This is a genomic window from Janthinobacterium sp. 67 (assembly GCF_002797895.1).
Lineage (GTDB): Bacteria > Pseudomonadota > Gammaproteobacteria > Burkholderiales > Burkholderiaceae_D > Janthinobacterium.
Map to the genome: position 1 here is coordinate 2,892,880 of NZ_PGES01000001.1, position 12,281 is coordinate 2,905,160.

General features: G+C 62.5%; 8 protein-coding genes. 4 read left to right on the forward strand and 4 right to left on the reverse strand.

What is annotated here, in order from left to right; translation table 11 throughout:
• Window positions 1-4 precede the first annotated feature (4 nt).
• From CLU90_RS13030 to aceE, 4 genes are all read right to left on the reverse strand, one after another.
• Window positions 5-1,174: a hypothetical protein gene (locus CLU90_RS13030; RefSeq protein ID WP_100428106.1), complete on the reverse strand. Its 1,170-nt coding sequence runs from the start codon at window positions 1,172-1,174 to the stop codon at window positions 5-7.
• A gap of 553 nt (window positions 1,175-1,727) precedes the next feature.
• Window positions 1,728-3,515, reverse strand: a complete 1,788-nt coding sequence (lpdA, locus tag CLU90_RS13035) for a dihydrolipoyl dehydrogenase (RefSeq protein WP_100428107.1) — start codon at window positions 3,513-3,515, stop codon at window positions 1,728-1,730.
• 10 nt (window positions 3,516-3,525) lie between these two features.
• Window positions 3,526-5,190 (reverse strand): dihydrolipoyllysine-residue acetyltransferase, encoded by a 1,665-nt coding sequence (gene aceF, locus CLU90_RS13040; protein WP_100428108.1) that lies wholly within the window; start codon window positions 5,188-5,190, stop codon window positions 3,526-3,528.
• A gap of 94 nt (window positions 5,191-5,284) precedes the next feature.
• The gene (gene aceE / locus CLU90_RS13045; protein ID WP_092713680.1) at window positions 5,285-7,981 is read right to left on the reverse strand and encodes a pyruvate dehydrogenase (acetyl-transferring), homodimeric type; all 2,697 of its coding nucleotides are present in this window, start codon (window positions 7,979-7,981) and stop codon (window positions 5,285-5,287) included.
• 535 nt (window positions 7,982-8,516) lie between these two features.
• Here aceE and folD point away from each other — a divergent pair.
• The 4 genes from folD to CLU90_RS13065 are packed head-to-tail and all read left to right on the forward strand — an operon-like array spanning window position 8,517 to window position 12,277.
• Window positions 8,517-9,362: a bifunctional methylenetetrahydrofolate dehydrogenase/methenyltetrahydrofolate cyclohydrolase FolD gene (gene folD, locus CLU90_RS13050; protein ID WP_100428109.1), complete on the forward strand. Its 846-nt coding sequence runs from the start codon at window positions 8,517-8,519 to the stop codon at window positions 9,360-9,362.
• Between the two features lie 46 nt (window positions 9,363-9,408).
• Window positions 9,409-11,478 carry a M3 family metallopeptidase gene (locus tag CLU90_RS13055; RefSeq protein WP_100428110.1) on the forward strand — a complete coding sequence of 690 codons (2,070 nt, stop codon included), beginning with the start codon at window positions 9,409-9,411 and terminating at the stop codon, window positions 11,476-11,478.
• 5 nt (window positions 11,479-11,483) lie between these two features.
• Complete coding sequence (locus tag CLU90_RS13060; protein ID WP_092714176.1) at window positions 11,484-11,909, forward strand: DNA polymerase III subunit chi; 426 nt, start codon at window positions 11,484-11,486, stop codon at window positions 11,907-11,909.
• Entirely contained in the window at window positions 11,906-12,277 is a 372-nt protein-coding gene (locus tag CLU90_RS13065) for a hypothetical protein (protein WP_092713684.1), read from the forward strand. Before CLU90_RS13060 ends, CLU90_RS13065 begins: the two co-directional genes overlap by 4 nt.
• Window positions 12,278-12,281 lie beyond the last annotated feature (4 nt).

A 12,281-nucleotide genomic window follows, 5' to 3' on the forward strand; every position in this document is an offset into this window, starting at 1 on the left:
CGGCTCAGCCGGGGCGGCTGCAGTCTTCCGGCGCCGCCACGTCGGCAGGTGCATCGTTCAAGCCCAGCGCACGCAGGAAAGGCTGGGCTGCCGACGCGCCATCGACGGTGAGTGAAGACTCGCTTCCATCGTAGCGGTCCGGGCCATAGCGCATCAGGTCGAACGAGGTTTCAAAGCGCTGCGCCAGGAAATACGTGCGGAAGTAATCGAAGGAAAACGCCACCTGGCTATCTTCCCGCAGCAGCAAGCCATGCGCATACAGCGGCGCCAGCCAATCCCCGGCCGCCATGTTCCAGCCCTTCACGCCGCAATAGTCGCTGGCAAAGCGCTCCAGCTCCGCCTCGTTGAGGAAGACGGTCTTCGCTTCGAACATCACGAACGCCAGCTCGATGAGGAATTCGCGCGCATCGCCAGCCACGCCGGCGTTCACGCGCTGCTGCGCACCCGCCTTGCCCAGCAAGCCGTCGAGGTAGGCACGCTCGCCCGCCAGCTGCGGCAGCAGGGTGGCAAACACATACTCGGCATCCATCTGCCCCGTTTCCTGGCCATTCGGCGTGTACAGTACCGACAGGGCGAAGTTCCTGCTTACGTCATCGAATTCGCGCAGGGACACCGTCCACTGCGTGCCTGCCCTGCCGCCATCAGCCTCGCCCGTGCCGAACTCGAGCACGGAAAACGCCGCCATCTGGCCATTCGCACCGTACAGGCTGCCGGGATTGCTCTTGTACAAAATGCCCAGCGACTTCATCAGTGAACTGGCATCGCCCGTGTGCTGGTGGCCATGGAACACGGCGTGGATATTCTTGTAGTGCGCGCGCTGCTCGGCGCTGGCGTGCTCGTCGGCGGAGAAAAAGCTGAAGCCGGCACTGCCCAGCGCCGCAGCGGCGACACCCTGCGCGCGGCTGCCCGGCACCAGGTAGAAACGCGCGCCAGGCAGGCTGGCCGCCTGCAGCAAGGGGCGCAGGAAGTATTCGTAGACGTACACGGGCGTCGTGCCGGCACAGGCGTCGGGCGCCACCAGCTGGCCCGTGAAGAAAATCGCATCGATCCTCTTGCCCGTGGCCAGGATAGCGGCCACGTCCTGGTACAAGGCGTGCAGCATCACGGCCTGTTCTTGTTCGTCGGCCCGGCGCAAACGGACATCGGCGATATGAAGGGCGGTAAATTTTTTCATCGTTGCAAAGCTCTCTCAGTACAGCGGAATTTGACCGTATCCCACGCTGGCAACATTCCTGGAAAAATCACACGCTTCCGTTGAAGCAAAAGCAAAACATGATTACAGGCCTCCATTCTGCCACTTTTTCCATACGGCAATACTCACGAATTTTCACATGGGGCGGATCCGCCACGTTTTACCATGCTTCAGGTCAAGGGAAATAAAAAAAACCGGGAACATGTCCCGGTTTTTTGTACTGAAAGTTAACGTTTCATCAGCGCTTGCGCGGTGGCGGCAAGTCCGTGCACACGCCTTCGTACACTTCGGCGCGCTTTTGCCAACCTGCCGATCGATTCGCCCGGGGCCGGATGCGGATGGATGGTCTTGCCGATGCCGGTGCCGTCGCAGCCCATTTCGATGGCCAGCGCGATTTCGCCGCTTCATCGTTCACCTGTCGCCCGCGTGCGTGCCGACGATGATGTCGCCGGTGAGGTGTTTCATCGTAGTTGAATAATAAAAAACCCCGCAATCGCTTGCGGGGTTTTTAGTGTTACGGCACAGCGCTACGACATCAGCGCTTGCGCGGTGGCGGCAAGTCCGTGCACACGCCTTCGTACACTTCGGCGGCCATACCGATCGATTCGCCCAGGGTCGGATGCGGATGGATGGTCTTGCCGATGTCGGTGCCGTCGCAGCCCATTTCGATGGCCAGGGCGATTTCGCCGATCATGTCGCCCGCATGCGTGCCGACGATGGTGCCGCCGATGATGCGGTGCGTCTCAGCGTCGAACAGCAGCTTGGTGAAGCCCTCGGCGCGACCGTTGGCCACGGCGCGGCCCGAAGCTGCCCAAGGGAAGTGGCCCTTCTCGACCTTGATGCCCTTGGCTTTCGCTTCGTCTTCCGTGATGCCGGCCCATGCCACTTCCGGATCCGTGTAGGCGACCGATGGAATCACCTTGACGTCGAAGTGCGACTTCTGGCCGGCGGCAGCTTCCGCCGCCACGTGGGCTTCATGCACGGCCTTGTGCGCCAGCATCGGCTGGCCCACCAGATCGCCGATGGCGAAGATGTTCGGCACGTTGGTGCGCATCTGGCTGTCGACGTTGATGAAGCCGCGATCCGTCACTTGCACGCCGGCCTTGTCGGCGGCCAGCTTCCTGCCATTCGGGCTGCGGCCCACGGCCACCAATACCAGGTCGTAGACTTGCGGCGCCGGGGCCGTGGCACCTGCTTCGGCAGCTTCAAACGTGACCTTGATGCCTTCCGGCAGCGCTTCCACCGCGACAGTCTTGGTCTTGGTCATGATGTTGTCGAAGCGCTTCTCGTTGAACTTCTGCCACACCTTGACGGCGTCGCGGTCCGCGCCCTGCATCAGGCCATCCATCATTTCGACCACGTCGATGCGCGCGCCGAACGTGGAATAGACGGTCGCCATTTCCAGGCCGATGATGCCGCCGCCGATGACCAGCATGCGTTTCGGGATCTGGCGCAATTCCAGCGCGCCCGTCGAATCGACGATGCGCGGGTCTTCCGGCACGAAGGGCAGTTTCACCACGGACGAACCGGCCGCGATGATGGCTTGCTTGAACTGCACGATTTTTTTCGAGCCGTCGCCTGCCGTCACTTCGATGTGGTTCGCGGACAGGAACTGGCCCACGCCCGTGACGACTTGCGTCTTGCGCGCCTTGGCCATGCCGGCCAGACCGCCCGTCATGTTCGAGATCACGCCTTCCTTGTACTTGCGTACCTGGTCGATGTCGATCGTCGGCTTGGCAAACGTCACGCCCGTGTTGGACATGTGCGCCGTTTCATCGATGACGGAAGCGACGTGCAGCAGCGCCTTCGACGGGATGCAGCCCACGTTCAGGCACACGCCGCCCAGGGTGGCGTAGCGCTCGACGATGACCGTCGACATGCCCAGGTCGGCCGCGCGGAACGCCGCCGAATAACCGCCAGGACCGCCGCCCAGCACCATCATGTCGACGTCGATGTCGACCTGGCCGCTGTAATTGCCGGCCGGGATGGCGGCAACGGCTGCAGCTGGTGCCGCCGCGGCAGGAGCCGGTGCCGCCGCAGGTGCAGCAGCGGCCGCCGGTGCGGCTGCGGGAGCGGCAGCGCCGTCAAGTGCTTCCACCACCAGCAGCGCGCTGCCTTCGGCGATCTTGTCGCCGACCTTGACCTTGACTTCCTTGACGACGCCGGCGTGGGTCGATGGAATCTCCATGCTGGCCTTGTCCGATTCGACCGTGACCAGGGACTGGTCCACCTTGATGGTGTCGCCGACCTTGACCATCAGCTCGATGACTTCGACTTCCTTGAAGTCGCCGATATTCGGTACTTTTACCTCTACTGTGCTCATCAATCGCTCCTTACAGCAGAATTTTGCGCATGTCGGCCAGGACTTCGCCGAGGTACACGGAGAATCGCGCGCCCATCGCGCCATCGACCACGCGGTGGTCGTAGGACAGCGAGGTGCCCATCATCAAACGTGGTTGGAAGGCCTTGCCATCCCATACCGGCTTGATCGAGGCTTTCGACAGACCCAGGATCGCCACTTCCGGCGCATTGACGATAGGCGTGAAATGCGTGCCGCCGATGCCGCCCAGGGACGAGATCGTGAAGCTGGCACCCTGCATGTCGGCCGGTTTCAGCTTGCCTTCGCGCGCCTGCAGCGACAGTTCCGTCATTTCGCGGGCGATCTGCGAGACCGACTTCTGGTCCGCGCCCTTGATCACGGGGACCACCAGGCCGTTCGGCGTGTCGGCAGCGAAGCCGATGTTGTAGTACTGCTTGAGGATCAGGTTTTCGCCCTTGGCGTCGAGCGAAGCGTTAAACGCGGGGAATTTCTTCAGCGCGGCGACGGAAGCCTTGATGACGAAGGCCAGCATGGTCAGCTTGGCCGCATCCTTGTTCTTCGCATTGGCCGCGTTGGTGTCGACGCGGAACGCTTCCAGGTCCGTCACGTCCGCTTCGTCGAACTGCGTGACGTGCGGGATCATGACCCAGTTGCGGTGCAAATTCGGACCCGAGATCTTCTTGATGCGCGACAGCGGCAGCAATTCGGTCGTGCCGAACTTGCTGAAGTCCAGCGACGGCCATGGCAGCAGATCCAGGCCCACGCCCGAACCGCCTTTGGCGGCGACGGGCGCATTTGGCGCGGCGACGGCGCCCGACATCACGCCCTTGACGAAGTTCTGCACGTCTTCCTGGGTGATGCGGCCCTTCGGACCGGAACCGCCCACGCGGGCCAGGTCCACGCCCAGTTCGCGCGCGAACTTGCGGATCGATGGCGACGCGTGCGCCAGCTTGCCGTTGACGGCAGGCGCGGCGGCAGGAGCCGGTGCCGGGGCAGCGACCGGCGCCGAAGCGACGGCGGCGGCTGGCGCGGCGGCAGCTTGCGCGGCGGGTGCCGGTGCGGCAGCTGCAGGTGCGGCAGGAGCAGCGGCGCCCGTCGTTTCCACGACCAGCACCAGCGAACCCTTGGCAACCTTGTCGCCGACCTTGACTTTCAATTCCTTGACGATACCGGCGTGGCTCGACGGGATTTCCATGCTGGCCTTGTCCGATTCAACCGTCAGCAGCGACTGGTCGACCTTGATGCTGTCGCCGACCTTGACCATCAGTTCGATGACTTCGACTTCCTTGAAGTCGCCGATATCGGGCACGGTCACTTCGACCAGGGCCGGCGCGCCGGCAGGGGCGGCAGGTGCTGGCGCGGCCGCAGGAGCGGCGGCAGGTGCAGCTTCAGCAGCCGGTGCAGGGGCGGCAGCGGCAGGCGCAGGCGCCGAGGCGTCGTCCGCCACTTCCAGCAGCAGGACCAGCGAACCTTCGGCGATCTTGTCGCCCACGTTGACTTTCAATTCCTTGACGACACCGGCGTGGCTCGATGGAATTTCCATGCTGGCCTTGTCCGATTCGACCGTGATCAGGGACTGGTCGACCTTGACCGTATCGCCTGGCTTGACCATCAGTTCAATGATCTCGACTTCCTTGAAATCGCCGATATCCGGGACTTTGACTTCCACAATGCTCATAGCTTGCTCCGTTATTTTATTTGTCAGATGGACCCGCACACACGCCAGGGCGGCACTTTCGCACCGCCCTGGCATCATCGGGTCCGCACAACGATTACTGGGTCACCGGATTCGGTTTGTTCGCGTCGATGCCGTACTTGGCAATCGCCTGCTCCACCACCGACACGTCGATCTTGCCTTCGTCAGCCAGCGATTTGAGCGCGGCCACGGTGACATAATAACGGTTCACTTCGAAGAACTCGCGCAGCTTGGCGCGGCTGTCCGAGCGGCCAAAGCCATCGGTACCGAGCACTTTATAAGTGCGGCCCTTCGGCATGAAGGCGCGGATCTGTTCTGCAAACGCGCGCATGTAGTCGGTCGTGGCGACGATCGGGCCATCCGTGTCCTGCATCAGCGACGTCACGTAAGGCACGCGCTGCTCTTTCGACGGGTTGACCATGTTCCAGCGTTCCGCATCCTGACCATCGCGGGCCACCAGGGTCAGCGACGGCGCCGACCACACGTCCGCAGCCACGCCCCAGTCGTTGGCAAGCAATTCGGCGGCGAAGATCGATTCGCGCAGGATGGTGCCGCAACCGATCAGCTGTACGCGCAGCTTGGCGTCCGCCGGACCTTCCTGCAGCTTGTACATGCCTTTCAGGATACCTTCTTCCTGGCCTGGCTTGATGCCTGGCTGGGCGTAGTTCTCGTTCATGATCGTGATGTAGTAGAACACATCTTCCTGGTTGGCGATCATGCGGCGCAGGCCGTCCTGGATGATGACGGCGACTTCATGGCTGAAGGTCGGATCGTACGGCATGCAGGTCGGGATGGTCGCGGCGAAGATATGGCTGTGGCCATCTTCGTGCTGCAAGCCTTCGCCGTTCAGGGTCGTACGGCCAGCCGTGCCGCCCATCAGGAAGCCGCGGGCACGCATGTCGGCCGAAGCCCATACCTGGTCGCCGATGCGCTGGAAGCCGAACATCGAGTAGAAGGTGTAGAACGGGATCATGATGCGGTCGTTGGTCGAATACGACGTCGCCGCGGCGATCCACGAGCTCATGCCACCCGCTTCGTTGATGCCCTCTTGCAGGATCTGGCCGGCCTTGTCTTCGCGGTAGTACATGACCTGGTCCTTGTCGACCGGCTCGTACAACTGGCCTTTCGGGTTGTAGATGCCGATCTGGCGGAACAGGCCTTCCATGCCGAAGGTACGCGATTCATCGACCAGGATAGGCACGACGCGCTGGCCCAGGTTCGGGTCTTTCAGCAGGGTCGAAATGACGCGCACGAACGCTTGCGTGGTCGAGATTTCACGGCCTTCAGGCGTGGCTTCGAGCACGTTCTTGAACGCGTCCAGGCCAGGCACCGGCAGGGTTTCTTCCGCTTTCCGGCGGCGCTGCGGCAGGTAGCCACCCAAGGCCTTGCGGCGCTCGTGCAGGTAGACCATTTCCGGCGCGTCGTCGGCTGGCTTGAAGAACGGGATGTCGGCCAGCTTGTCGTCAGGAATAGGCAGCGAGAAGCGGTCGCGCATTTCGCGGATGGCTTCGTCGTCCAGTTTTTTCGTCTGGTGCGCCGTGTTGCGCGCTTCGCCGGACTTGCCCATGCCGTAGCCCTTGATGGTTTTCACCAGCAGGACGGTCGGCTGGCCCTTGTGTTCCTGGGCGATCTTGAAGGCCGCGTAGATCTTGTGCGGATCGTGGCCGCCACGGGTCAGGCGCCAGATGTCGTCGTCCGTCATGTTGGCAACCATTTCCAGCAGCTTCGGATGCTTGCCGAAGAAGTGCTTGCGCACGTAGGCGCCGTCTTTGGCCTTGTAGTTCTGGTATTCGCCGTCGACGGTTTCCATCATCACGCGCTGCAGAATGCCTTCCTTGTCTTGTGCCAGCAGGGCGTCCCAGCCCGGGCCCCAGATGACCTTGACGACGTTCCAGCCGGCGCCGCGGAATTCGCCTTCCAGCTCCTGGATGATCTTGGTGTTGCCGCGTACCGGGCCGTCCAGGCGCTGCAGGTTGCAGTTGACCACGATGACCAGGTTGTCGAGCATGTCGCGTGCGGCCAGGCCGATTGCGCCCAGGGATTCCGGCTCGTCCATCTCGCCGTCGCCGCAGAAGGCCCAGATCTTGCGGTTGTCGGTTTTCGCGATGCCGCGTGCGTGCAGGTATTTCAGGAAGCGCGCCTGGTAGATCGCCATGTGCGGGCCCAGGCCCATCGACACGGTCGGGAACTGCCAGAAGTCAGGCATCAATTTAGGATGCGGGTACGAGGACAGGCCCTTGCCGTCGACTTCCTTGCGGAAGTTCAGCATTTGCTCTTCGCTCAAACGGCCTTCGAGGAAGGCGCGCGCGTAGACGCCGGGCGAGGAGTGGCCCTGGATGTACAGCAGGTCGCCGCCGTGGTCGGCCGTCGGCGCGTGCCAGAAATGGTTGAAACCGATGCCCAGCATGTTCGCCAGCGAAGCGAACGAGGACAAGTGGCCGCCCAGATCGCCGTCGGCGCGGTTGGCCTTGACGACCATGGCCATGGCATTCCAGCGCATCCACGAACGCAGGCGCTCTTCGTATTCCAGGTTGCCGGGACAGTGTGCTTCTTGCTTGGTGGGGATGGTGTTGACGTAGGCGGTGGTGCTGGAGAACGGGATCTGGGCGCCGCGGCGGCGGGCCAGGTCAACCATGCGCTCCATCAGGTAATGCGCGCGTTCCGGACCTTCATTTTCCAGAACGGCTTCGAGTGCGTCCAGCCACTCCTTGGTTTCCTGCATATCCGGGTCGGTGCCGATCTGTGTCGTTACCTGGTTCAGTTGAGCTGACATCTGTTGAGTCTCCTTTGTGAACGCCCCACCCCGATTTTCCGGATCGCTGTCGGACGGTATTTCGCTGATTATTTACTATTAAGTCGGTTTAGTGTGGGGATTCTAACAGCGTATTTACTATTTTTCAAATTACGATATGGCATTTCGTATTGTGAAATTTACCTATGAAATTTATGCTGCACTGCCGCAAATTCCGCCCGGAAATTAGGATGAGCAGAGTGGCAAATAGCGCCGAAACCGGAAAACTTGCATGCCTTGGCTGCCCCTGCTCCACAAGCACACCAGCAAACCGAATTAAAACCCCGGTCGTCCGCACAGGCATGCCGGGCCAAGCGGGCCTGAAAAATGTCGAGGGCAAGGCGCAGCGACGCAGACAGTACGCCAGTACGGCAAGGAGCTGCAACGCCGCCATCGGCATTTTCTCAGGCCCGCGTCTCTGGCCCGCTTTTTAACGTTGCGGCATTGGCGCCAAAACCGCCCCTTTGCACCGCCCGGCTTTATAATCTGTCTTTTCCCTCCCACACAGCCTCCTACCATGCCAGCACAACTGATCGACGGAATCGCCCTCTCCCAAAAACTGCGCAGCGAGATCGCCACGCGCGCCGCCGCCCTCACGGCCAAGGGCACCCAGCCCGGCCTGGCCGTGATACTCGTCGGCGAAGACCCGGCCAGCCAGGTGTACGTCCGCAACAAGGTCAAGGCGTGCGGCGACGTGGGTTTCCACTCGGTGCTGGAAAAATATGAAGCAGACCTGTCCGAAGCGGACTTGCTGGCGCGTATCGCCAGCCTGAATACCGACCCGGCCATCCACGGCATCCTCGTGCAAATGCCCTTGCCCAAGCACATCAACCCGCACAAGGTCATCGAAGCGATCGCCACGACGAAAGACGTGGATGGCTATTCGGTCCTGAGCGCCGGCGAACTGATGACGGGCTTGCCCGGCTTCCGCCCGTGCACGCCATACGGCTGCATGAAACTGATCGAAAGCACGGGCGTGGACTTGCGCGGCAAGCACGCCGTCGTCATCGGCCGCAGCAACACCGTCGGCAAGCCGATGGCCCTGCTGCTCTTGCAAGCGAACGCTACCGTCACCATCTGCCATAGTGCGACCCCGGACCTGGGCCTGTACACGCGCCAGGCGGACGTGGTCGTGGCCGCCGTCGGCCGCCGCAACACCCTGACGGCCGGCATGGTCAAGCCGGGCGCCATCGTCATCGACGTGGGCATGAACCGCGACGATGAAGGCAAGCTGTGCGGCGACGTGGATTTTGCCGGCGTGAAGGAAGTCGCCTCCCACATCACCCCCGTACCGGGTGGCGTGGGTCCGATGACGATTACGATGCTCCTGATGAACACGGTCGAGGCCGCCGAGCGGATTTAAGAATCACCGGGGCGGCATGACCGCCCTTTTATATATGGAACCGACGATGAATACCAATCCCCTGCTTGATTTTTCCGGCCTGCCACGCTTCGACGCGATCACGCACGAGCATGTCACGCCTGCCATCGATACCCTTTTGGCCCAGGCGCGCGCCACGGTGGCGCAGCTGGAAGCGCCCGTGGAAGTAGTGAGCTGGGAAAACTTCGTCGCGCCCCAGGACCAGATCGCCGAAACCCTGGGCCGCGCCTGGAGCATCGTCAACCATTTGAATAGCGTGATCGATACGCCGGAGCTGCGCGCCGCCTACAATGCCAACCTGCCCAAGGTGACGGAATTCTGGACCGAGCTGGGCCAGAACGAAATCCTGTTTGGCAAATACAAGCAATTGCAGGCCAGCCCCGCTTTCGCCAGCCTGTCGCCGGCCCGCCGGCGCATCGTCGACAATGCCGTGCGCGACTTCCGCCTCGGTGGCGCCGAGTTGCCAGAAGATAAGAAAGAGCGCTTCGGCGCCATCCAGGAAGAACACGCGGCCGTCGCCACGCGGTTTTCCGAAAACGTGCTCGACGCCACCAATGACTACAAGTTGCTGGTCGAGAACGAGCTTGAGCTGGCCGGCCTGCCCGACGACGTGAAGGCCGCCGCGCGCGCCGCCGCCGAAAAAGCGGGCAAGCAGGGCTATGAATTCTCGCTGCACTTCCCGTCCTACTACCCGATCCTGCAATTTGCCGACAATCGCGCGCTGCGCGAAACCATCTACCGCGCCAACGCCACCAAGGCGTCGGACCAGGGCGAGGTCTTCAGCAAGAAAGAGGACTGGGACAATACGCAAAACATCGTCACCTTGTTGCGGCTGCGCAACGAAGAGGCACAACTGCTGGGCTACGCCAATTTCGCCGAAGTGTCGCTCGTCTCCAAGATGGCCACTTCGCCCGCGCAAGTCATCGCTTTCCTGGAAGACCTGGCCAAGCGCGCGCGTCCGTTCGCCGAAAAGGACCTGGCCGAACTGAAACAATTCGCCCGCGAAGAACTGGGTATCGCCGAGCTGCAGGCGTGGGACGTGCCTTACGCCTCCGAAAAGCTGCAGGAGCGCCGCTATGCGTTCTCGGCCCAGGAAGTCAAACAGTATTTCCCTGAGCACAAGGTGATCGACGGCCTGTTCCGCCAGATCCAGAACCTGTTCAACGTCGACATCAAGCCCGATGCGGCGCCCGTCTGGCACAAGGACGTGCGTTTTTACCGCATCGAGCGCGACGGCAAGCTGGTCGGCCAGTTTTACCTGGACCTGTATGCGCGCGCGGGCAAAAGCGGCGGCGCCTGGATGGACGACGCGCGCGGCCGCCGCGCCGACGCGCAACACGTGCAAACGCCGATCGCCTACCTGACCTGCAATTTCACGGAACCGGCCGTGGTGGCTGGCCAAGTCCAGCCTGCCCTGTTCACGCACGATGAAGTGATCACCCTGTTCCACGAATTCGGCCACGGCCTGCACCATATGCTGACCGTCGTCGACGAACTGGGCGTGTCGGGCATCGCCGGCGTCGAATGGGATGCCGTCGAACTGCCGTCGCAATTCATGGAAAACTTCTGCTGGGAATGGGAAGTGCTCGAACACATGACGGCGCATGCCGTCACGGGCGAACCGCTGCCGCGCGCGCTGTACGACAAGATGCTGGCGGCCAAGAATTTCCAGTCCGGCTTGCAAACCCTGCGCCAGGTGGAGTTCTCCCTGCTCGACATGCATCTGCACTATGACTACGACGCGGCCACGGGCCAGAGCGTGCAGCAGTTGATCGACGGCGTGCGCGCCAAGTTTTCGCTGCTCATCCCGCCCCCGTTCAACCGCTTCCAGAATGCCTTCGGGCACATCTTCGCCGGCGGCTACGCGGCCGGCTACTACAGCTACAAGTGGGCCGAGGTGCTGTCCGCCGACGCCTATGCAGCTTTCGAGGAAGCCAAGGCGCTGGGACCGTCCGCCATCACGGCGGCGGGCAAGCGTTACCTGGAAGAAATTCTGTCCGTCGGCGGCTCGCGCCCCGCGCTGGAATCGTTCACGGCCTTCCGCGGCCGCGAGCCGAGCATCGACGCCCTGCTGCGCCACAGCGGCATGGCCGCTTGATCGCCATGAGCCGCGTCGATTTTCACAGCAACGTGCCGGACAAGCTGGCCTATGCCTGCCGCCTGGCACGCAAGGCCTATATGGCTGGCAACAAGGTTGTCGTGCTGGTGGCCGACAGCGCCCAGCTCGACGCCTTGAACAGCGCCATGTGGACCATTTCCGCCACGGATTTCCTGCCGCACGTGCTGGCCGGCGATCCGCTGGCGGCGCAAACGCCCATCATCCTGACCGATGACGAAACGGCCGAGCTGCCGCACCACGACATCCTCGTCAACCTGTCGCAGTTGCCGCCCGCCAACTACGCGCAATTCCAGCGCGTCTTCGAGATCGTTTCCATGGATGAGCAAGATGCGCAGGCGGGCCGCCAGCGCTTCCTGCACTACCGCCAGCAGAACGTGCAGCCGACCCACTTCGTGGCAGGCAAGACATGAGCCAGCAGCCATTCGACCAGGGCATCCCCCTGCTGACGGAGGTGTTGCTGGGGCCGGAAGTGGCGGAAGCGGTGCCAACTGCGGCTGAGCCTGCCGTCGAGGAAGCGCCGGCGTTGCCGCCTGCGGTGGCGCAGCCCGACTGGGACGCCATCGAACAGCGACTGACGCAGCGCATCCTGCATCAGGTGCAGGGCAAGATCGACCATCTGCTGGAAGAGCGCATCGCCCATGTCCTGCAAACGGCCCTGCAAAACGCCCTGATCGGCATGCGCGGCGCCTTGCGCGAAGACTTGCAGCAGTCGCTGGAGCAGATCGTGGCGCATGCGGTCAGTCATGAACTGGGACATTTGCACCCACCCGCGCAGTAACTGC